The organism is Aeromonas sp. 600276 (assembly GCF_049175815.1).
Classification (GTDB): domain Bacteria; phylum Pseudomonadota; class Gammaproteobacteria; order Enterobacterales; family Aeromonadaceae; genus Aeromonas; species Aeromonas dhakensis.
The window spans coordinates 39,376-59,897 of record NZ_JAAKVU010000020.1 but is presented as its reverse complement, the minus strand read 5'-3'; the positions used below and the strand labels follow the sequence as shown (position 1 = coordinate 59,897).

The following is a 20,522-nucleotide window of genomic DNA, read 5'->3' as shown; positions in this document are numbered from 1 at the left end:
GCACCGGCAGATCTGACGTAGTCGTCGCAACTGGCACAAGGTATGTTGACGCTGCCTGGCCGTCAGCCGTGTGCATCCCAGCTCCGGCAGATCTGGCGCAGTCGTCACCGTACCTTGTGCAAGGTGTGTTGATGCTGTCTGGCCGTCAGCTTTATGCATCCCAGCGCCGGCAGATTTGGCGCAGCCGGCGCCGCAACTGGTGCAGGGTGCGTTGGCGCTGAATGGGTGACAGCGGGGCATAACGCCAGCGCCGGTAGAGCCAGGCCCCCTGTCGCAGCGGCCGCGCCAGCGAGGGTCTGAGGTCGGCGAGGCGCTCGCACCAGCTGGCCAGGCTCTCTCCTGCCAGCGGTTGCCAGCCGTGGCGGGCGGCGCGCCGGCGCAGGGGCTGCCATAGCCGCAGTCTCGCCGGGGTTGGGCCGCGCCAGAGCAGCAGCCCGCCCACCAGAGTCGCCACCCCCGACAGGGCGGCCAGAATAAGCCAGTGGGTATGGCCTGAGAGCGCCGGCCAGCGTTGCCCCAGCTGTTGCCACAGGCTGGCCGCATCATAGTTGAGTACCCAGCGGGTCCATTGGTAATCGAGGTTGGCCCCCCACCAGCGCAGCTGGTTGAGCAGGGCCCAGTTGCGATAGCGCTGCAAAGAGAGCGGGTCAGCGGCGGCGAACTCGCCAGCCAGGGCCGCCGGCATACCCCCCTCGATGCGCTGGGGCGCCACCGCGGCGGTGGGATCGAGCCGCTGCCAGCGGTTCTGCTCATCCAGATACTCCACCCAGGCGTGGGCATCGAACTGGTGTACCTCCAGATAGTTGCCCCTCGGATTCCACTCGCCGCCAAGGTAGCCGGTCACCAGCCGGGCCGGGATGCCGGCCGCCCGCAGCACGAAGGCGGTGGCCATGGCGTAGTGGCCGCAAAAGCCGCGCCGGCTCTCGAACAGAAAATCATCCACCCCGTCCTGCCCCAGCCGTGGTGGCTGCAGGGTGTAGTAGAAGTCGCCCTGACGAAACTCACCCAGCAGGGCGGCGGCGAGCGCCTCTGGCGCCGGATGGCGAGCTTTGAGCATCAGGGCGTGGGCCCGTGCCTTGGGGTTGCCGGTGGCGGGCAGCTGCAGGTTGAGCTGGCGGGTCGCCTGGCTGGCTGGTGGCGCCGTGGCGGCCGTGCTGACCCGGTAGCTGACGCGGCCATCCCCCCTATCCTGGCGATAGAGGGTGGCGAGGGGGCTCAAGGTGACCGGGCCGCTCAGCACCTCGGGATCGGCCAGGGCCAGGGTCCAGCGGTGGCGCTGGGGCTCGGCGATCACCTGATAGCCGCCGGCAGGCAGCGGTGTCGCCGGGTTGGCCGCCGGCTGCGTCTGCACGGATTGGGACTGTTGCCAGCGGCGCACCTCATCGCTTAACAACCAGCGGCGGCCATCGAACAGCTCCTGGCGCATCAGCGGGAAGTAGCGCTCCTGGGGCAGGGGGGGCGCTGAGGCGAAGCTGATGCGAAAAGCGAGCTCGGAGGAGTTGACCAGCTCGCTGATGTCGCCGGGGGCCACCTCCTCCGAGAGGCCGGAGAGGGCGCGGTTGCTGCTTGGCATCTGCCAGAGCGGCGGTAGCCTTGGCAGCAGCAGGAACAGGGTGAGCAGCAGGGGCGCGGCCAGCAGCAGGGTGACGCCGGCGCGCAGCCACAGCCGTCGGCCGAGAGGCTGCACCGCCGCCAGCAGGGTGGTGACTGCCAGCCAGAGCGCCCCCGCCATCGCCAGGGCCCACCCCATGCTTTGGCGCTGCACCAGCGCCAGCGCGACCAGAAAGAAGGCGAGCAGCAGCACCTGCTCCACATCCCGCTCCCGCCGTACCTCGATGAGCTTGAGGCCGTAGCCGAGCCAGAGCAGGTTGATGAGGGCCGGCAGGGTGCCGAGCTGGCGCCACTGCCAGCCCAGCAGCGCCACGCCCAGTATGGCCAGCAGTGCCAGCATTGCGGCGGGCGGCGGGCGCCAGCCCCGCCACAGCATCATGGCCCGCACGCCAAGGGCAAGCAGTGAGACGGCCATCACCCAGAGCTGCAGCTGGGGCCAGAGGGCCGGGATCAGCAGCAACTGCAGCAGGGCGAGCAGCGGCAGCAGGCGCCGGTTATCGAGCAGCATCGAGGTCTGTCTCCTGCATCGGCTCCCGGGCGTCGAGGCGGGCCAGTGCCAGTTGGCAGCGCTGCAAAAAGGCGGGGCCGCTGTCCGGCCCGAGCGTTCGGCCCGCCAGGGTCAGGCTGAAGGGAATGCCCCGCTTGGCATAGTCGCCACACCACCAGGCGAGCACCGCCAGCCTCGCTTCGAGATCCTGGCCGCCAACCCGGGAGAGGGAGAGGTGGGTATCATCCTGTCCCGGCTCGCAGAACTGCTTCACTAGCAGGCCGCGCCCCTGGGCGAGCTGTTTCCAGGCAACCCGGCTGAGCGGCTCCCCGCTCTGGTGGGCCCGCAGCATGTCGAAATCTCCCATCGAGGCCGGGGTGGGTTGTCCCCGGTTACCCGCCGCGTCGGTCGCGGCCTCCCCGCGCAATGGGCCGTACGCCGGGGCCGGGGCGAGCCAGCCCTCCAGTTGCAAATCCAGCAGCGACCAGCAGCGAAACAGGCCGAGGGGGTAGCGGCTCTCCACTCGCAGCCTCTCCAGCGGCAGTCGCCCGCGCCGGGTACCCAGCACCGGTAGGAGCAGGGGTTGGGGCACCACATCCACCTGCGCCAGCCAGAGCCGCCCTTCATTGAGGGAAAACTGCAGTGCCTGCAGCGGCCGTTCGCTGCGCACCGTGATGCGCATGGGCAAGGGGCTGCCCACCTCTCCCAGCACGGCAGGCCCCCCCAGCAGGGCTAGTCCCAGCAGGTTGCGGTGGGTGAGCCACATGGTGACCATGAACAGGCTGCCGAGGCCGTAGGCCAGCAGCAACACCAGGTTGTTCTGGTAGTTGGTGCCGAGCAGATAGATGGCCAGCATCACCAGCAGATAGCAGAGGCCGAGCCGGGTGGGCAGAATGAACAGACAGCGCCCCTGCAGGGTGAGCTGGCGGGCTGGCGGGATGCGCCGGGCCAGCCAGCCTTGCTGCCACCTGGCTCTGCGCTGGCGCCAGTTCATCAGGGACGATCCGGATCGACTCGGGCCAGCAGGCGCTGGCTGAGCGGGCAGGCTTCCCCGCGCTGCACCCCAAAGCTGCCCCTGAGTCTGTGCTCGGCCACATAGGGGAAGACCGCCTGCACATCCTCCACGCTGACAAAGCGGCGGCCCGCCACCAGCGCCCAGGCCCGGCTCACCGCCAGCAGGGTCTGGGCGGCGCGGGGTGAGAGCGGCTGCGGCAGCTCGGCATCGAAGCGGCTCTGCTGCACCAGTGCCAGCAGGTAGTCGAGGGTGGCATCGGCGAGGTGGATCTGCGCCGCCTCTGCCTGCAGGGCGGCAAGATCTGCGGCATCGAGCTGGCGCGCGAGGGGGGCGCTCTGGCTGCCCCCACGCAGCAGCCGCCGCTCCGCCTCCGGGGTCGGAAAGCCCAGAGAGAGGCGCACCGCGAAGCGATCGAGCTGGGATTCCGGCAAGGGGTAGGTGCCCGATTGATCCGCCGGGTTCTGGGTAGCGATGACGAAGAAGGGGGAGGGGAGCGGGTGGCTCTGCCCCTCGATGCTCACCTTGCCCTCGGCCATGGCCTCCAGCAGGGCGCTCTGCACCTTGGGGCTGGCGCGGTTGATCTCGTCCGCCAGCAACACCTGGGCAAAGACGGGCCCGGGGTGAAAGCGAAACTGCTGCTGCTGGGGGTCAAAGATCTGCAGCCCCAGCAGGTCGGCCGGCAGCAGGTCGGCGGTGAACTGCACCCGCCGGCAGTCGAGCCCCAGCACCTGCGCCAGGGCGTGGGCCAGGGTGGTCTTGCCCATGCCGGGCAGATCCTCGATCAGCAGGTGGCCGCGGGCCAGCAGGGTCACCAGGGCAATCTTGAGCTGCAGCGGCTTGCCCAGGATCACCTGCTCCAATGCCGTCAGCAGCCGGGTTATCTGTGGTTGTGTCTGCACGGGTGCCTCCCCTCGGTGTCGTTGCCCCTACAGCTTAATACGCCAGTTCGGTGGCAAGAGGATAAGTTGCATATAACCCATTGAATCCGGATGATTTGAGGCGCGACTTCACACAGACTTCACCTGTGCTCATGTTCGCCACATATTGACCCGCTATGCTGGCGGCTTTCCAACCTCACGAGATCTATCGTCATGAAGCAAACCTCACCCTTGTCGTTGCTGGCGCTGAGCGCCCTGCTGCTGTCGCCCCTCACCCAGGCCGCTCCCGCCGATCCGCTGGTCGGGGTAGTGGATGACGTCATTCGTCCGCTGGTGAAAGAGCACAGGATCCCGGGCATGGCGGTAGCCGTGTTCAAAGAGGGGCAACCCCACTACTTCAACTACGGGGTTGCCGAGCTGGCGACGGGGAAGAAGGTCAGCGAGCAGACCCTGTTCGAGATTGGCTCGGTCAGCAAGACCCTGACCGCGACCCTGGGGGCCTACGCCGTGGTCAAGGGGAGCATTGGGCTGGATGACAAGGTGAGCCGGCACGCTCCCTGGCTCAAGGGCTCCGCCTTTGATGGTATCACCATGGCCGAGCTTGCCACTTACAGTGCCGGGGGTCTGCCGCTGCAATTCCCCGACGAGGTGGAATCGCTCGAGCAGATGCAGGCTTACTATCGCCAGTGGACGCCGGCCTATCAACCAGGCAGCCATCGCCAGTACTCCAACCCCAGTATCGGCCTGTTCGGCTATCTGGCGGCGAGCAGTCTGCAGCAGCCGTTTGCCCAGTTGATGGAGCAGACCCTGCTGCCAGGGCTCGGCCTGCATCACACCTATATCAATGTGCCGAAGCAGGCGATGGCGAACTACGCCTATGGCTATTCGAAAGAGGACAAGCCCATCAGGGTCACGCCAGGGGTGCTGGCGGACGAGGCCTACGGCATCAAGACCAGCTCGGCGGATCTGCTCGCCTTCGTGAAGGCCAACATCAAGGGGGTGGATGACAAGGGATTGCAGCAGGCCATCGCTTTGACCCACCAAGGGCGCTACTCGGTAGGCGAGATGACCCAGGGGCTGGGCTGGGAGAGTTACCCCTATCCGGTCAGCGAGCAGACGCTGCTGGCGGGCAACTCGGCCCAGGTGATCATGAAGGCCAATCCGACGACGGCCGCGCCGAAGGAGATGGGGAGCCAGCGGCTCTTCAACAAGACCGGCTCGACCAACGGCTTTGGCGCCTATGTGGCCTTCGTGCCGGCCAAGGGAGTGGGCATCGTCATGCTGGCCAACCGCAACTACCCCATCCAGGAGAGGGTAAAGGCGGCCCACGCCATCCTGAGCAAGCTGGCTCCCTGATCGGGCACTGGCCGCGGGTCACGGCGCCATTTGCCGCGACCCACCTGTTCTGAAAAACGCCGGGCTTTGCCCGGCGTTGTCATCTGGTCTGGGGGCAGCAGCAAAACAAAGACCCGTTTGAGATTAACAAAACTAATCCCGCCATATTAGAAAACTTCACCAATGGCATAGTTACAAGTGTGATCTACGGCTTATTTGCTTCATATGTGGTTAATTATCATAAATAGTGATGATTGCTCGATGTTTTAACGTTATGCGGTGAATGCCGGGCCATCTTGACTGGAAGCGAGTCGCGGCAGGAGAGGAAGGCCCGTTCGATCCCCCATTTTTGGTTGCCCGCCGATATTCGGTCTGCCGCCAGCAAGGGATCGATGACCCGAGCAGGGAGGTTCATGGCATGGCGAAAACCATCGCCCCCTCAGCATCACCCCATCCGGGCCAGTCGGCCTGTTCCCCCCTTCGTCTGCATCGCGGCAGCAAGCTTGCGCCCCCTGGCCAACCCGGCTGCGGGGCCGCTCACATGAATAAGAAAATACATACAGACAGGTAGGTTAGCATGCGTCCATCCACCCCGACCGGGTTGTTGCAACAACCAAAACCCTTTTTCATGATCTTCTTCGTCGAGCTCTGGGAGCGCTTCGGCTATTACGGCGTCCAGGGCCTGCTGGCGGTGTTCTTCGTCCAGCAGCTGGGCTTTTCCCAGGAGCAGTCCTTCATCACCTTCGGTGCCTTCTCGGCGCTGGTGTACGGCCTCATCTCGGTGGGCGGTTACGTGGGTGACCATATTCTGGGGACCAAGCGCACCATGGTGCTGGGGGCCATCGTACTGGTCATCGGCTACTTCATGACCGGCATGTCCATCTACAACCCCGACCTCATCTTCTATGCACTGGGCACCATTGCCGTCGGCAACTGCCTGTTCAAGGCCAACCCCGCCAGCCTGCTCGCCAAGTGCTACGAGCCCGGGGATCCCCGGCTGGATGGTGCCTTCACCCTGTTCTACATGTCGATCAACGTCGGCTCGCTCATCTCCCTGTCGCTGGCTCCCGTGGTGGCCGATCACTACGGCTACACAGTGACCTACAACCTGTGCGGGGTTGGCCTGGTGATCGCCCTGCTCACCTTCTTCGCCTGCCGCCGCATGGTCAAGGGAATAGGCTCGGCCCCCGATCACCTGCCGCTCGACTACGGCAAACTGCTGTTGGTGCTGCTGGGTTCAGTCGCCCTGGTCTTCTTCTGCGCCTGGCTGATGCACCACGTGGTGATCGCCAACATGGTGCTGATGACGGTGACCCTGGCCGTGGTGGTTTTCTTCTTTCGCGAGGCGTTCAAGCTCGACAGCGTCGGGCGCAACAAGATGTACGTGGCCTTCGTGCTGATGCTGGAGGCGGTGGTGTTCTACGTGCTCTATGCCCAGATGCCGACTTCGCTCAACTTCTTTGCCATCAACAACATGCACCATGAAATGCTGGGGGTGACCGTCAACCCGGTCAGCTTCCAGGCGCTCAACCCCTTCTGGGTGGTGCTGGGTAGCCCGGTGCTGGCGATGATCTATACCCGGCTGGGCAGCCAGGGGCGGGATCTCACCATGCCGCTCAAGTTCACCCTGGGCATGCTGTTCTGCTCCCTCGGTTTTCTCACCGCGGCGGCGTCCGGCATCTGGTTTGCCGATGCGCAGGGGCTCACCTCACCCTGGTTCATGGTGCTCATCTATCTGTTCCAGAGTCTGGGGGAGTTGATGATCAGCGCCCTGGGGCTGGCCATGGTGGCGGCGCTGGTGCCGCAGCGGCTGATGGGCTTCATCCTCGGCATGTGGTTCCTGACCCAGGCGATGGCCTCCCTGCTTGGGGGCTATGTGGCGACCTTTACCGCGGTGCCGCAAGGGGTGACGGATCCGCTGCAGACCCTGCCCATCTACACGGACGTGTTCGGCAAGATTGGTCTGGTGACTCTGCTGGTGGCGGGGGTGATGGGGCTGATGGTGCCCTGGCTCAACCGCATGATGCAGGCCGGTGAGCGCCATGGCGAGGAGGAGGAACTGTCGCAGGCCAAGGCCTGAGAGGGGCAGAAGGGGTGAGGCGCACGAGCGCCTCACCCCGGCAGATCAGTCGTATTGCTCTTCCATCCAGGCTTCCAGGATGAGCTGGGCGGAGACGCCATCCACGCTCCCCTTTTCCAGCGCCCGATAGCCACCCTGTTCGAACAGGCGGGCGCGGGCATCGGTAGTGGTGAGCCGCTCGTCCTTGAACTCCACCTGCTTGCCGAAGCGGCCGTGCAGGCGGTTGCCGAACTTGCGGGCGCGCACCGTGATCTCCTGCTCGGTGCCGTCCATGTTGAGCGGCAGACCCACCACCAGCAGGTCCGGTTGCCACTCCTTGAGTAGCTTGTCTATTTCGTCCCAGTTGGGGATGCCGTCGTTGGCCTTGAGGGCGCGCAGCGGGCGGGCCGTGCCGGTGAGCTCCTGACCGATGGCGACCCCTATGCTCTTGGTGCCGTAGTCAAAGCCCATGATACTGCGTGATGACATTGGGTAATTTCCTCAGAATGCGTCGCAAATTGCACAGCAGATTGCATCAGCCGTGGCCGATGTCGCTGGACAGGTGAACGGGATTGACCCCGATGCTGGCGGCGGCGCGTTGCCAGCGCTGGTGGATGGGGGTCTTGAACACCAGATCCGGATTGGGGGGGATCACCAGCCAGGCGCCGTCCACCAGCTCCTGTTCCAGTTGCCCCGCGCTCCAGCCGGCGTAACCGAGCGCCACCAGCCAGTGCGCCGGTGCCTCCTCGGTACCCAGGGTCTCCAGTATGTCCTTGGAGGTGGTGACCATCAGCTCGTCCCCCACCTGCAGGGTGGAGTTGAAACCGGGGCGGAAGCTGTGCAGCACGAAGCCGCGATCGGCGTGAACCGGCCCCCCCTGCAGCACCGGCTGTTTGAGTTCCGGGTTGGCGGGCGGTGCCAGCTTGAGCTGATCCAGCATGGTCTCCAGCGACATGTCCACCGGAATATTGACCACCAGCCCCATGGCGCCCTCTTCGTTGTGTTCGCACAGATAGACCAGCGAGCGCTCGAAATAGGGGTCGGTGAGGCTCGGCATGGCGAGCAGGAAGTGATTTTGCAGTGTTTGCATATGGGCCAAATATTGCAAAGGTATTTGCAGTCAATTATGGCAGCTCGCTTCGTCTGGCAAAACCGCTTTTTGGGCGGCTGGCTCAGACCAGTCAATCTGTTTCAGTGGAGAGAAAGCCATGGAAGGTATTTCAATCAGGCAGAAGTTGATCCTGGGCTGTGTGGTTCCCCTGCTGGCGCTGTTGCTGCTGGTCATAGGAGCAACCCAGGCGATGTCCCGGCTGATGACCGGCATCAACGCCATGTATCAGGGGGAGGTGGTCCAGCTCAAGGAGCTCAAGCAGATCGCCGATCTCTATGCGGTCAAGGTGATCGATGCCGCCAACAAGGCCAACGTCGGGGGCTTCGAGCCGGCTCGCTCCAAGGCCGACATGAGCGCCGCCCAGCAGGAGATCGCCACCATCTGGCGCCAGTATCGCAACCACGACATGAGTGACGAGGAGCGCAGACGGGCGGACAAGGTGGAGGCGCTGTTTGCCGCCGCCAACCGGGAGATAGAAAAGGTGATGGGGCTGCTGGACGGTTCGCCGGGCGAACACAACGCGGCGCTCGCCGCCGCCATCATGCCGCTCTATCAGATGATCGACCCGGTCAGCGATGCGGTGAGCGATCAGGTGGCGTTCCAGCTGCAGGAGGCGGAAGAGAACGTGGCCGAGCTCAACCAGCTCAGGCAGCAACTGACCCAGCTGTTTGTCGCGCTGTTTGTGGTGGTGGGGGGCTGCGTCCTGTTCATCGGGATCTGGGCCGGGCGCAGCGTCAGCCAGCCGCTGGCGGCCATGGGGCAGATCCTGCGCGGCATGCAGACGGATCTCGACTTGAGCCGGCTGGCCCCCGTGCTGCGCAAGGATGAGATGGGCAGCCTGGCGCACTCCCTCAACGAGGTGATCCGCCATTTTCGCGGCCTCATCGCCCAGATCAACGAGACTGCCGAGCAGCTTGCCAGGGCATCGGCCCAGCTGGCCCATATCGGGGTCGAGAGCCGCCAGCGGTTTGCCCAGCAGCAGGCGGAGACGGATCAGACCGCGACCGCCATGAACCAGATGAGCAGCACGGTAGCCGAGGTGGCCAACAGCTCCAACCAGGCGGCCGATGCGGCCCGTCATGCCGACGACAGCGCACGGCACGGCCATCAGATAGTGGAGGATGCCATTGCGCGCATGTCACACCTCTCCTCCCAGATCCAGAACACGGCAGCCATGATCACCCAGCTGGCGGATGACAGCCGGGACATCGGCAGCGTAATGGACGCCATTCGCGGCATCGCCGAGCAGACCAACCTGCTGGCCCTCAACGCCGCCATCGAGGCGGCGCGGGCAGGGGATCAGGGGCGCGGCTTTGCGGTGGTGGCCGACGAGGTACGCACCCTGGCCCAGCGTACCCAGCGCTCCACCGAAGAGATCGGCAAGACCATCGTCAAGTTGCAGCAGGGGGCCAATCAGGCGGCCAGCAGCATGGAGCAGGGGCTGGAGCAGGTGGAGGAGTCCAACCGTACCGTGCTGGCTTGTGGTCAGGCGCTCGGCGAGATCGTCAGCTCGGTCAACGTGATCAACGAGATGAATACCCAGATTGCCACGGCGGCGGAGGAGCAGAGCAAGGTGGCCGAGGAGATCACCCGCAATGTGGTCAATATCGCCCATATCGCGACCGAATCGACCGGGGCGGCCACCCAGCTCAACCAGAACTGTCACGAGCTGGAGCAGCTGTCGGGGGATCTCAAGGAGAAGGTGGGGCAATTCCGCTGCTGAGGGGACTGATGCTGGATAGATGGATTGATGGATGGATAGAAAAGAGGCGACCCCGGGGCCGCCTCTGTTGTTTATCATCTGTCGTCACTGCTGGGCTGGGACGGCTTAAGCCTTGGCCAGCCGGCGCTCGATGGCATCCATCAGCATGCCGGTGATGTGCACGTCGAAGGCCGCTTCAATCTCGCGGATGCAGGTGGGGCTGGTGACGTTAATCTCGGTCAGCCGATCGCCGATGATGTCGAGGCCGACGAAGATGAGCCCCTTCTCTTTCAGCGTCGGGCCCACCGCGCGGGCGATGGCCCAGTCCGCCTCGCTCAGGGGGCGCGCCTCGCCACGGCCGCCGGCCGCCAGGTTGCCACGGGTCTCCCCTTGTGCTGGGATGCGGGCCAGGCAGTAGGGCACCGGCTCGCCGTCCACCACCAGCACCCGCTTGTCGCCATCCTTGATGGCGGGCAGATAGGTCTGCGCCATGCAGTACTGGCTGCCGTGAGCGGTGAGGGTCTCGATGATGACGCCGACGTTGGCGTCATCTTCCTTCATGCGGAAGATGGAGGCGCCGCCCATGCCGTCCAGGGGCTTGAGGATCACGTCCTTGTGCTGGGCGTGGAAGGCGCGCAGCTTGTCGGCGCGGCGGGTCACCAGCGTGGTCGGGGTGTGCTCGGCAAACCAGGCGGTGTAGAGCTTCTCGTTGGCGTCGCGCAGGCTCTGGGGCTTGTTGACGATGAGGCAGCCCTCGTCCTCGGCCCGCTCCAGCATGTAGGTGGCGTAGATGAACTCGGTGTCGAAGGGGGGATCCTTGCGCATCAGGATCACGTCCAGGCTGGAGAGCGGCTGATCCACCACCTCGCCGAGGCTATACCAGTCGGCATAGTCATATTTGACGGTGAGCGGACGCATGGTGCCGAAGGCGCGACCGGCCTCCATATAGAGATCCTTCATCTCCAGATAGAACAGCTCGTAGCCGCGCTTTTGCGCCTCTTCGAGCATGGCGAAACTGGAGTCCTTCTTGATGTTGATGGCCGAGATGGGGTCCATCACGATGCCGAGTTTAATGGTCATCCGCTGTTCCTTCTGTAGAGGAGCCCGCCTTGGCAGGCTCCGGGAGTTAGGCCAGATCGCCGAAGCGACACTGCAGCGCAGTAATCGCGGTCAGGGCGGCGGTTTCGGTGCGCAGCACCCGCGGCCCCAGCAGCATCTCTTTGAAATCTTCCTGCACGGTACGGGCGATCTCATCGCTCGACAAGCCCCCTTCCGGGCCGATCAGCAGCCGCACGCCGTGCTCGGGAACCGGCAGGGTGTTGATGCTGTAAGGGGCGCGCGGGTGCAGGTTGAGCTTGAGCTCCTGGGTCTCTTCCGCCAGCCAGGCGTCCAGCTCCATCGGCATGCGCACCTCGGGCACGGTATTGCGGCCACACTGCTCGCAGGCGCTGATCACCACCTTCTGCCACTGTTCGCGTTTTTTCTCCAGCCGATCGGCCGGCAGCTTGACGCCGCAGCGCTCGGAGAAGAGCGGGGTGATGCAGGTGACGCCCAGCTCCACCGATTTCTGAATGGTGAAGTCCATCTTGTCGCCGCGGCTGATCACCTGACCCAGGTGGATGGCCAGCGGTGACTCCACCGAGCGCTGCTCGCAGCTGTCGATGGTCACCTCCACCGACTTCTTGCCCACATTGGCGATGGTGGCGGGGTATTGATTGCCGTCGCCGTTGAACAGCTCGAGCTGCTGACCCGGCTGCATGCGCAGCACCCGGCCGATGTGGTTGGCGCCGTCTTCCGACAGGGCGAGGGTCTGGCCCACCTGCAGGGCGGCCGGTTCATAGATACGTGGAATGCGCATGGCTGATAGTCAGTCTCTTGCTTGGAAACCCTTCAATATCCTACTGCACGGCGGTGAGCAAGGCTCACGCAGCAGAGGGTGAAGGGTTTCATGATAAGAGGGGGCGATCCCCCTCCCAGGTCAAATGGGGTTACTGGCACTGCTTTTCAATAAAGGGGTTGGTATTGCCCTGCAGCTTGCCGATGCGGCGATTGCGCTCGCACTCCCAGCCGTCGGCCGGGTACTGCCTGTCCCAGGCTTCGAACAGTTTACGCTGTTGCGCCGCCAGACGCAGCCCATACTGCTGGCTCATGTAGAGGTAGGCACGGGCAATCTGGCCCCGTACCGGCCCCTTGGGTGGCTGCACCCGGCGCTCCTTGAAATCCACCAGCATCCGGCACTGGCCGTACTGATCCGGGGTGCCGTTCCAGTCGGAGAAGCGGAAGTTGGCCCGATCACCGTTCACCTCGCCAACGGCGGGGAAGAGGTTGTGCATGTCCCCCTCCATCTGGTTGAACTCGTCGCTCTTGCCGCAGTTCTTGCGGCCCCCCTGCTGCCAGCACTTGAGCTGGTGGCCGAACTCCCAGGCCGGCACCACGTGTTCCCACTCGATGCGGGCGGCGCGCTTGGGCTGCTTGCGCGGCTCATAGCCGCAGCTGGCCAGATCCGGGCTCATTTTCTTGCCCTGATAGTCGATGTTGCAACCGCAGTAGATGGTGGTGACAGCGGGCTGGCTCTGGTAGAGCTTGACTAGATCCTGCTTGGCTTCGCGAAAGGTCTGGGCATGCAGGGGCGCGCTGAGCAGCGGCAAACCGGCCAGCAGGGTCAGGGCGAGGGAAGAGAGGATACGCATGGGATTCCTTGCAAACGGGATGATTGACGAACGATGGCGGGCACCCTACCACAAGGGCGCGACACCGGCTGGCTTACTGCGAGGTGACGACCCGTTCCAGCGGCTGCCGGCAGCGACGGCAGTGGTAACGGGCCTCGCCGCGCACCACCTTGTTGTGGCGGCGCACCGACAGCTGATGCTGCTGGCAGAGGCAGCGATAGGGGATGGTCGGCTGCGCCAGTACCGCCAGATCGAAGCTGTGGGTGGTTCTGGGCTCAAGGCCGAACAGCTCCCGCATCACAGATTGCCACTGGCGGCCGTGGGGCAGCACCCGCGATTTGCCACGTCCTTCTCCCCACAGGGCATAAACCAGCAGATGGGCCACCTCGTGGGGCACCACCTCGGCCAGAAACGCCTGCTGGTTGGCCTGATAGAGGGCCGGGTTGAAGCGCAACTCCCAGGTTTGCAGCCGCGCCGATCCCGCCGCCCGACCGCGCATGTTGCAATGGACTTGTGGGCGGGGAAAGAGCCGGCCAAGGCGCGCTTCGGCCTGCACAAAACAGGCGTCGACGCGGGTGAGCAGCTGCTCGTGCAGGGCGGGATCGAGGCGGGTAGCGGTGGCGGACATCGGGTTCTCGGCAAATGGCGGACAAGCAAAAGGGGAGCCAGGCTCCCCTTTATACCACAATCGTGACGCTTACAGACCGGCGGCGGAACGCAGCAGTTCGGCCTTGTCGGTCTGCTCCCACGGGAACTCGTTGCGACCGAAGTGACCGTAGGCGGCGGTGGCCTGGTAGATCGGGCGCTTGAGATCCAGCATCTGGATCAGGCCGTACGGACGCAGTTCGAAGTGCTCGCGCACCAGCTTGACCAGCAGATCCTCGGCCACCTTGGCAGTGCCGAAGGTTTCGACGCTGATGGAGGTCGGCTCGGCCACGCCGATGGCGTAGGAGACCTGTACTTCGCAGCGATCGGCCAGACCGGCGGCGACGATGTTCTTGGCCACGTAGCGGGCGGCGTAGGCAGCGGAGCGGTCAACCTTGGACGGATCCTTGCCGGAGAAGGCGCCACCACCGTGACGAGCCATGCCGCCGTAGGTGTCGACGATGATCTTGCGACCGGTCAGACCGCAGTCACCCATCGGGCCGCCGATAACGAAACGGCCGGTCGGGTTGATGAAGTACTTGGTGTCCTTGTTGATCCACTCGGCCGGCAGCACCGGCTTGATGATCTCTTCGCGCACTGCTTCAACCAGGTCTTTGTGGCTGATGGATTCGGCGTGCTGGGTAGAGAGCACCACGGCATCCACACCGATGATCTTGCCGGCGTCGTCGTAGGCAAAGGTCAGCTGGCTCTTGGCATCCGGACGCAGCCACGGCAGGGTGCCATTCTTGCGCACTTCGGCCTGACGCTTCACCAGCAGGTGAGAGTAGGTGATGGGGGCCGGCATCAGTACGTCGGTTTCGTTGGTGGCGTAGCCGAACATCAGGCCCTGGTCGCCCGCGCCCTGTTCCAGCGGATCGCTGCGGTCAACGCCCTGGTTGATGTCCGGGGACTGCTTGCCGATGGCGTTCAGCACGGCGCAGGAGTCGGCATCGAAGCCCATGTCGGAGTGGGTGTAGCCGATCTCGCGCACGGTGTCGCGCACGATCTGCTCGATGTCTACCCAGGCGGTGGTGGTTACTTCACCGGCCACCATGACCATGCCGGTCTTGACCAGGGTCTCGCAGGCAACGCGTGCCTTGGTGTCTTGCTTGAGGATGGCGTCCAGGACCGCATCGGAGATCTGATCCGCAATCTTGTCGGGATGGCCTTCGGAGACCGACTCGGAAGTAAACAGCTTTGCCATGATGGGATTCTCAGCTTGTCTGGGGTTATCGCCGCAGCAATAACCGGGTGATGATAGGATGATTGTAGAGGTATCTACATCTGGACGTCCATTTTAGTTAGCGACCCCCTCGATTGCCAGCACTATTTTGGTTTTGCCGCCCCCTGGCCGAACAAGATCCGTTCTTCACCCCATTTGGGGTAGATAGTGGTCATGACTCAATCGTTTGCCCCGTCAAGAAAAGCGATTGAGCTCCCAAAGCGGCTTTATTCGCCCAGATAATATTTGCACGCCGCGCCCCCTGCTGGGACAATGACGCGCCTTAATCTTGGCCATCAAATGAAGCAATCGCAGGAGATACAGATGCCTTCTCGTAAAGAGCTTGCCAATGCCATTCGCGCATTGAGTATGGATGCCGTTCAAAAAGCCAACTCCGGTCACCCGGGCGCCCCCATGGGAATGGCGGATATCGCCGAAGTGTTGTGGCGCAGCCACCTCAGACATAACCCGAACAACCCCAAGTGGGCCGACCGCGACCGTTTCATCCTCTCCAACGGCCACGGCTCCATGCTGCTGTACTCCCTGCTGCACCTCTCCGGTTATGACCTCTCCATCGACGATCTGAAAAACTTCCGCCAGCTGCACTCTCGCACCCCGGGTCACCCGGAGTACGGTTACGCGCCGGGCGTCGAGACCACCACTGGTCCGCTGGGTCAGGGCATCACCAACGCCGTGGGCATGGCGATCGCCGAGAAGGCCATGGCCGAGCAGTTCAACCAGCCGGGTCACGACATCGTTGACCACTACACCTACGCCTTTATGGGCGACGGCTGCCTGATGGAAGGTATCTCCCACGAGGCTTGCTCTCTGGCCGGTACCCTGCAACTGGGCAAACTGATCGCGTTCTGGGATGACAACGGCATCTCCATCGACGGTCACGTAGAAGGCTGGTTCACCGACGACACCGTCAAGCGCTTCGAAGCCTACGGCTGGCACGTTATCCCGGCTGTTGACGGCCACAACCCGGAAGCGATCAACGCTGCCATCGAAGCCGCCAAGGCCGAGACCGGCAAGCCGACCCTGATCTGCTGCCGCACCATCATCGGTTACGGTTCTCCGAACAAATCCGGTTCTCACGACTGCCACGGCTCACCGCTGGGCAACGACGAGATCGCCGCTGCTCGCGCGTTCCTGAAGTGGGACCACGCCCCGTTCGTTATCCCGGCTGATATCGCTGCCGAGTGGAACGGTCAGGAGAAGGGCGCCAAACTGGAAGCCGACTGGGCTGCCAAGTTCGCTGCCTATGAAGCCGCTCACCCGACTCTGGCTGCCGAATTCAAGCGCCGCACCGCAGGCGAACTGCCGGCCAACTGGGCAGCTGAATCCGCCAAGATCATCGAAACCCTGCAAGCCAACCCGGCCAAGATCGCAACCCGTAAAGCGTCCCAGAACGCACTGGAAGCGTTCGGCAAGCTGCTGCCGGAATTCATGGGTGGCTCCGCTGACCTGGCTCCGTCCAACCTGACCATGTGGTCCGGTTCCAAGTCTCTGACCAACGACGATGCCTCCGGCAACTACATCCACTACGGTGTCCGCGAGTTCGGCATGTCCGCCATCATGAACGGTATCGCCCTGCACGGTGGTTTCATCCCCTACGGCGCCACCTTCCTGATGTTCATGGAGTATGCCCGCAACGCTCTGCGCATGGCCGCCCTGATGAAGCAGCGTTCCATCTTCGTTTACACCCACGACTCCATCGGTCTGGGTGAAGATGGCCCGACTCACCAGCCGGTTGAGCAGATCGCCTCCCTGCGTCTGACTCCGAACATGAGCACCTGGCGTCCGTGTGACCAGGTTGAATCTGCCATCGCCTGGAAACACGCCATCGAGCGTACCGACGGCCCGACCTCGCTGATCTTCTCTCGTCAGAACCTGGCCCAGATGGATCGTACTGCCCAGCAACTGGCCGACACCGCCAAGGGTGGTTACGTGCTGAAGGATTGCGCCGGTACTCCGGAGCTGATCCTGATCGCCACCGGTTCCGAAGTGGAACTGGCCGTTGCCGCCTATGAGCAGCTGACTGCCAAGGGCCGTGCCGTGCGCGTGGTCTCTCTGCCGTCTACCGACGTGTTCGATGCTCAATCTGCCGAGTACAAAGAGTCTGTTCTGCCGTCCTCCGTCACCAAGCGTGTGGCCATCGAAGCCGGCATCGCCGACTACTGGTACAAGTACGTGGGCTTTGGCGGCAAGATCATCGGTATGCGCTCCTTCGGTGAGTCCGCGCCGGCCGAGCTGCTGTTCAAGGAATTTGGCTTTACCGTGGAAAACGTGGTTGCGACCGCAGAGTCCCTGTAATAGCTGACCATTGGGCCACTCTGGCCCAATAGCCGGAAAATAAAACGCCCTCCATCGCAAGATGGGGGGCGTTTTTTGTAGAGATATAGTCGGTGGCTTGCTAGGTTATAGATGAGTTTTTAATATCTATTAATTTTTTATTGTAGAGTGAATCAGCAATGTAAGACGACTTTATGTGGAATCTAACTTGCTTGTCATTAATTTATAAAATATTGTGGGTGCCAAGTAGTAATCCGATATGCATGTAGTGTGAATATTAGGCGTCACTGTTCTGTGAGAAAAACCATGGTGGATGAGTACAAAGGTAAGCAGATTCAACAACCAATTGTTGTCACCGGTCTTCTAAATGGTCGAACAGTGACAACTATGCAACAGCCATATTTGCTAACCGAAGCAGATTTTCTACGCTTGAAAGGTAGCCCACCGGTTACTGCTGCTATTGCAACAATAATATTTTCCGGTGTGATTGGTTATATAGTGAGTCTAGGCCCAAAAATAGCTCATCTATTTAATGGGGAAACATCAGCTCTCACATCTGATGAAATATATACAATTATTATTGGTACTGTTATATCTATTGTCTTATATGCGATCGGTTTTTTCTGTCCTAATGATAAGAAGAAACTTATGAGTAAAATAGCGAAACATTTTGATGATGCGAAACCATCCTCACATATTGTGGGAGAGCAGGAATGATTACTCGTACTAAGTTGCCTAAAACCTATAAACCGTATCAAAAACTAACGGTATGTAGCAATACCCTTCTGGGTGGCGGACATCTAGTTGTTATTGGTGAGGTGTTACCACTATTAGTCGGAAGTAGCAATGAAGGTCCTAAAGTATGGTTGCAAGCTCCTACTGACAAAAGTGGTAAACAGTATATTCCACTTGTTACGGCATCAGTTGCATCAAATTCAGCGGTTGGAATTGTCAGTAACAAGGATGGTCTATCTATTTCTATTGGTGGTGTACATGTAGTTAATATTAAACAAATTGATGACAACACAGCAGTGATTGACCAGTTAGATCTCCGTCCGATAGGGTTCAATATCTATGGAAAAAAATCTTCGCTTACCGCTGGTGGGATAAATCTATCGAGTAATGTTTTTAGTGGTGGTGGTTCACTACTAGCCTTTGGGGATAGTTGATAATTAGCCTGTAGGTTCGATTAGCGAAGCGTAATTGGACGTTCGGGCATCTGTGCCGATGCCATAAAAAGAATATTCCCTCGTGTTACCAAAAAAGAGACCGGCCATCAGCCGGTCTCTTTTTATTATTCAAGGCATGTCTTATGCCTGCGGCGGGGTGCTTTCCGCGTTGGACATCACCGCATCAATCTGCACCAGGGCGCCGGCGGGCAGCTCGCTCACGCCAATCACGGTGCGGGCGGGCAGATAGGCCGGGAAGTATTTGGTGTAGATGGCATCCACCTCCGCCAGATCCGCGATGTTCTTCAGCTGGATATTGACCTTGACGATATCGTCCATCACGTGGCCGATGCTCTCGACGATGGTCTTGATATGGCCGAGGCACTGGGCGGTCTGCTCTTTGATGCAACCGGTCAGGATCTTGCCGGTGGCCAGATCGAGCGGCAACTGGCCGGCGATATGGTTGTAGTGAGAGAAGGCGACAGTCTGGGTGTGCAGCGGGCTGCGCGGTGCCTTGTCGGTGTTGCGGGCGCGGATCACCAGATTATGTCTGTCTTCCACCAGCTGTGGCGGGGTGCCGTCCCCGTGGGAGATGACCGCATCCATCTGCACCCGGGCGCCCAGCGGCAGGGCGGCGGCACTGACCACAGAGCGGGCCGGCAGATAGGCGACGGCACGGGCAATGGCGGAGTCCGGGAAGAAGGTGGTGTAGACCTCGTTGACGGCGTCCAGATCGGCCAGGCTGGTCAGATAGACGGTGACCTTGACGATATCGTCAAACGGCACATCGATGCTCTCCAGCACGTGCTTGATGTTGCGCAGGCATTGCTCCGCCTGCTGCTGGATACCGCCGGCGACCAGCTGGCCCGACGCGGCATCGACCGGCAGCTGGGCACCGATATTGTTGTAGTGGGAGAAGGCGACGGTATGGGTCGAGAGCGGATCCTGCGGCGCCTTGTCGCTGTTGCGGGAGAGCTTCAGCAACGGGCAGGGGGCCTGCGGGAAGGTGCCTTCACCGTTGGAGATGAGTGCGTCCATCTGCACGGCGGCGCCGAGCGGCAGACCGGCCACCGCCAGCACTGTGCGGGTCGGCAGCAGACGCGGGAAGAATTCGCCATAGACGGCGTTGACCGCGTCGAGATCGGCAATCTCTTTGAGAAATATCGTGATCTTGACCACGTCATCCATCACATGATCGATGCTCTCGACGATGGCCTTGATATTGGTGAGGCACTGTCTGGCCTGCGCCTTGATATCCACTGCGACCAGCGCGCCCGTTTTCGGGTCGACCGGCAGCTGGGCGGAGATATTGTTGTAGTGGGAGAACGCCACGCTCTGGGTGCTGGGGTTCAGATCCTGCGGTGCATTGGCGGTATTTCTGGCTGACTTGATGATGGTACCACTCATGGCGATACTCCTTTTTCAATCATTATTGGTGTAGGTACGGGTCACCCTCCCTCATCTTCTGATGGCCGCCTCGGCTCGCCAGCGAGCAGGCTCTCCTCTTTATTTCGGCAATAGCCGGCCATTCCCGCCAAATAATGACGGGTGGCAAACATCGCCTCGCATATTGAGTCAAGGTCGCCTGTGCAGGCGATCGGATAACAGAGGTATGGATTGGGTTGGTTATCTCAGACGAGAGGATTCTATGAAGGGTATTCAGGGGATGCAAACCGGGATCGCATTTCTATGAGGTGGCTCAACGCTCTGAAATATAGCCAGAATGGCATTCAATGCACGATAAATGACGGGATAAATGGCTTCATATAGTGCGTTATGATGGTGAAGGCCGAATGGCGTGGCTTCCCGTCATCATGCTCAGCGATCGGTCCTGTGAATAAAGCGTTAATTATTGGCACTATTTCGCTGTTAATGCAAAAAACTATGCATGGCTATGCATTTCATTGCGTTGAAAGGGGCTTTCATATGCATGGAAAATATGCTAGTCGGGGGCGGTTATTGTGCCCATTCGTCGGCACCTGACATATCATTCAGTGATTTTGCATGGCTGTCGGCTTATTTGCAGGCAAAGCTCGCCGCGGGCAGCCATTATTTGCCAGATATTGGCTGCCGTTATTTTCCAGATGGCACCCGTCAGGTTTATGCAATGAAATTGCAGCGTGGGACAAGCGCCATCAGGGGCAAATATCAGGACGGATGTTCCAGCCCAGCCGATATCGGGCGAAGGATGCAACAGGGGGGGGGGGGGGCAGGCTGCTTCAGCGGGTGTAAACCTTGTGCCTGGAGCCCGGACAAGATAGCGCTGCCGCTTTGCCCTGTTCTGGCGGAAAAACCCGGCATCGCCCCATGGGCGGCGCGACAGG

Annotated in this window: 17 protein-coding genes; 6 read left to right on the top strand and 11 right to left on the bottom strand. The window is 61.7% G+C overall.

The genetic code is table 11. The features are described 5' to 3' along the window. Positions 1-151: 151 nt before the first annotated feature. The 3 genes from G5134_RS17910 to G5134_RS17900 are packed head-to-tail and all read right to left on the bottom strand — an operon-like array spanning position 152 to position 4,012. Positions 152-2,119, bottom strand: coding sequence for a transglutaminase TgpA family protein (locus G5134_RS17910; protein ID WP_065016855.1), 1,968 nt, complete (start codon positions 2,117-2,119; stop codon positions 152-154). Beyond that, a complete protein-coding gene (locus G5134_RS17905; protein ID WP_065016856.1) occupies positions 2,106-3,092 on the bottom strand; it encodes a DUF58 domain-containing protein in 987 nt (328 codons plus the stop codon). Before G5134_RS17905 ends, G5134_RS17910 begins: the two co-directional genes overlap by 14 nt. Next, positions 3,092-4,012: an AAA family ATPase gene (locus tag G5134_RS17900; RefSeq protein WP_065016857.1), complete on the bottom strand. Its 921-nt coding sequence runs from the start codon at positions 4,010-4,012 to the stop codon at positions 3,092-3,094. The genes G5134_RS17905 and G5134_RS17900 overlap by 1 nt, the downstream gene beginning before the upstream one ends. A 192-nt stretch (positions 4,013-4,204) precedes the next feature. Here G5134_RS17900 and blaAQU point away from each other — a divergent pair, with 192 nt between their 5' ends. Together blaAQU and dtpB are read left to right on the top strand one after the other, a co-directional pair. Next, on the top strand, positions 4,205-5,347 hold the full coding sequence (gene blaAQU / locus G5134_RS17895; RefSeq protein ID WP_065016858.1) for an AQU family class C beta-lactamase: 1,143 nt from the start codon (positions 4,205-4,207) through the stop codon (positions 5,345-5,347). A 556-nt stretch (positions 5,348-5,903) separates the two neighbouring features. Then, positions 5,904-7,406: a dipeptide/tripeptide permease DtpB gene (gene dtpB, locus G5134_RS17890; RefSeq protein ID WP_005303329.1), complete on the top strand. Its 1,503-nt coding sequence runs from the start codon at positions 5,904-5,906 to the stop codon at positions 7,404-7,406. Between the two features lie 45 nt (positions 7,407-7,451). Here the strand turns inward: dtpB and ruvX are convergent, their stop codons facing one another. Together ruvX and G5134_RS17880 are read right to left on the bottom strand one after the other, a co-directional pair. After that, positions 7,452-7,874: a Holliday junction resolvase RuvX gene (ruvX, locus tag G5134_RS17885; RefSeq protein ID WP_005303327.1), complete on the bottom strand. Its 423-nt coding sequence runs from the start codon at positions 7,872-7,874 to the stop codon at positions 7,452-7,454. Positions 7,875-7,920: 46 nt separating this feature from the next. Next, positions 7,921-8,475 carry a YqgE/AlgH family protein gene (locus tag G5134_RS17880; RefSeq protein WP_005303325.1) on the bottom strand — a complete coding sequence of 185 codons (555 nt, stop codon included), beginning with the start codon at positions 8,473-8,475 and terminating at the stop codon, positions 7,921-7,923. A 118-nt stretch (positions 8,476-8,593) separates the two neighbouring features. On the opposite strand from G5134_RS17880, the gene G5134_RS17875 reads away from it, so the two are divergent. Beyond that, entirely contained in the window at positions 8,594-10,219 is a 1,626-nt protein-coding gene (locus tag G5134_RS17875) for a methyl-accepting chemotaxis protein (RefSeq protein WP_065016859.1), read from the top strand. Between the two features lie 105 nt (positions 10,220-10,324). Here the strand turns inward: G5134_RS17875 and gshB are convergent, their stop codons facing one another. The 5 genes from gshB to metK form a co-directional block, all read right to left on the bottom strand. After that, the gene (gshB, locus tag G5134_RS17870) at positions 10,325-11,278 is read right to left on the bottom strand and encodes a glutathione synthase (protein ID WP_005303321.1); all 954 of its coding nucleotides are present in this window, start codon (positions 11,276-11,278) and stop codon (positions 10,325-10,327) included. Between the two features lie 46 nt (positions 11,279-11,324). Continuing rightward, positions 11,325-12,056: a 16S rRNA (uracil(1498)-N(3))-methyltransferase gene (gene rsmE / locus G5134_RS17865; protein WP_017781922.1), complete on the bottom strand. Its 732-nt coding sequence runs from the start codon at positions 12,054-12,056 to the stop codon at positions 11,325-11,327. A gap of 130 nt (positions 12,057-12,186) precedes the next feature. Continuing rightward, entirely contained in the window at positions 12,187-12,888 is a 702-nt protein-coding gene (locus tag G5134_RS17860) for an endonuclease (RefSeq protein ID WP_005303317.1), read from the bottom strand. 73 nt (positions 12,889-12,961) lie between these two features. After that, complete coding sequence (locus G5134_RS17855) at positions 12,962-13,495, bottom strand: SprT family zinc-dependent metalloprotease (protein ID WP_290034795.1); 534 nt, start codon at positions 13,493-13,495, stop codon at positions 12,962-12,964. 69 nt (positions 13,496-13,564) lie between these two features. Beyond that, positions 13,565-14,716: a methionine adenosyltransferase gene (gene metK, locus G5134_RS17850; protein ID WP_005303314.1), complete on the bottom strand. Its 1,152-nt coding sequence runs from the start codon at positions 14,714-14,716 to the stop codon at positions 13,565-13,567. A 342-nt stretch (positions 14,717-15,058) separates the two neighbouring features. Here metK and tkt point away from each other — a divergent pair, with 342 nt between their 5' ends. The 3 genes from tkt to G5134_RS17835 all read left to right on the top strand — a co-directional run bounded on the left by tkt (position 15,059) and on the right by G5134_RS17835 (position 18,198). Beyond that, positions 15,059-17,050, top strand: coding sequence for a transketolase (tkt, locus tag G5134_RS17845; protein ID WP_065016860.1), 1,992 nt, complete (start codon positions 15,059-15,061; stop codon positions 17,048-17,050). A gap of 273 nt (positions 17,051-17,323) precedes the next feature. Continuing rightward, the gene (locus G5134_RS17840) at positions 17,324-17,746 is read left to right on the top strand and encodes a hypothetical protein (RefSeq protein WP_421232104.1); all 423 of its coding nucleotides are present in this window, start codon (positions 17,324-17,326) and stop codon (positions 17,744-17,746) included. Next, a complete protein-coding gene (locus tag G5134_RS17835; RefSeq protein WP_156559711.1) occupies positions 17,743-18,198 on the top strand; it encodes a hypothetical protein in 456 nt (151 codons plus the stop codon). The genes G5134_RS17840 and G5134_RS17835 overlap by 4 nt, the downstream gene beginning before the upstream one ends. Positions 18,199-18,339: 141 nt before the next feature. Here G5134_RS17835 and G5134_RS17830 read toward each other — a convergent pair whose 3' ends face one another. Next, the gene (locus G5134_RS17830; protein ID WP_065016861.1) at positions 18,340-19,605 is read right to left on the bottom strand and encodes a RidA family protein; all 1,266 of its coding nucleotides are present in this window, start codon (positions 19,603-19,605) and stop codon (positions 18,340-18,342) included. Positions 19,606-20,522 lie beyond the last annotated feature (917 nt).

What these genes read in the sequence shown, in the direction of transcription:
- dtpB (WP_005303329.1), top strand. Translation starts at nt 5,904, where the DNA reads ATGCGTCCATCCACCCCGACCGGGTTGTTGCAACAACCAAAACCCTTT.
- rsmE (WP_017781922.1), bottom strand. Translation starts at nt 12,056, where the DNA reads ATGCGCATTCCACGTATCTATGAACCGGCCGCCCTGCAGGTGGGCCAG.
- G5134_RS17855 (WP_290034795.1), bottom strand. Translation starts at nt 13,495, where the DNA reads ATGTCCGCCACCGCTACCCGCCTCGATCCCGCCCTGCACGAGCAGCTG.
- G5134_RS17880 (WP_005303325.1), bottom strand. Translation starts at nt 8,475, where the DNA reads ATGCAAACACTGCAAAATCACTTCCTGCTCGCCATGCCGAGCCTCACC.
- G5134_RS17905 (WP_065016856.1), bottom strand. Translation starts at nt 3,092, where the DNA reads ATGAACTGGCGCCAGCGCAGAGCCAGGTGGCAGCAAGGCTGGCTGGCC.
- G5134_RS17860 (WP_005303317.1), bottom strand. Translation starts at nt 12,888, where the DNA reads ATGCGTATCCTCTCTTCCCTCGCCCTGACCCTGCTGGCCGGTTTGCCG.
- G5134_RS17875 (WP_065016859.1), top strand. Translation starts at nt 8,594, where the DNA reads ATGGAAGGTATTTCAATCAGGCAGAAGTTGATCCTGGGCTGTGTGGTT.
- gshB (WP_005303321.1), bottom strand. Translation starts at nt 11,278, where the DNA reads ATGACCATTAAACTCGGCATCGTGATGGACCCCATCTCGGCCATCAAC.
- tkt (WP_065016860.1), top strand. Translation starts at nt 15,059, where the DNA reads ATGCCTTCTCGTAAAGAGCTTGCCAATGCCATTCGCGCATTGAGTATG.
- metK (WP_005303314.1), bottom strand. Translation starts at nt 14,716, where the DNA reads ATGGCAAAGCTGTTTACTTCCGAGTCGGTCTCCGAAGGCCATCCCGAC.
- ruvX (WP_005303327.1), bottom strand. Translation starts at nt 7,874, where the DNA reads ATGTCATCACGCAGTATCATGGGCTTTGACTACGGCACCAAGAGCATA.
- G5134_RS17910 (WP_065016855.1), bottom strand. Translation starts at nt 2,119, where the DNA reads ATGCTGCTCGATAACCGGCGCCTGCTGCCGCTGCTCGCCCTGCTGCAG.
- blaAQU (WP_065016858.1), top strand. Translation starts at nt 4,205, where the DNA reads ATGAAGCAAACCTCACCCTTGTCGTTGCTGGCGCTGAGCGCCCTGCTG.
- G5134_RS17830 (WP_065016861.1), bottom strand. Translation starts at nt 19,605, where the DNA reads ATGAGTGGTACCATCATCAAGTCAGCCAGAAATACCGCCAATGCACCG.
- G5134_RS17835 (WP_156559711.1), top strand. Translation starts at nt 17,743, where the DNA reads ATGATTACTCGTACTAAGTTGCCTAAAACCTATAAACCGTATCAAAAA.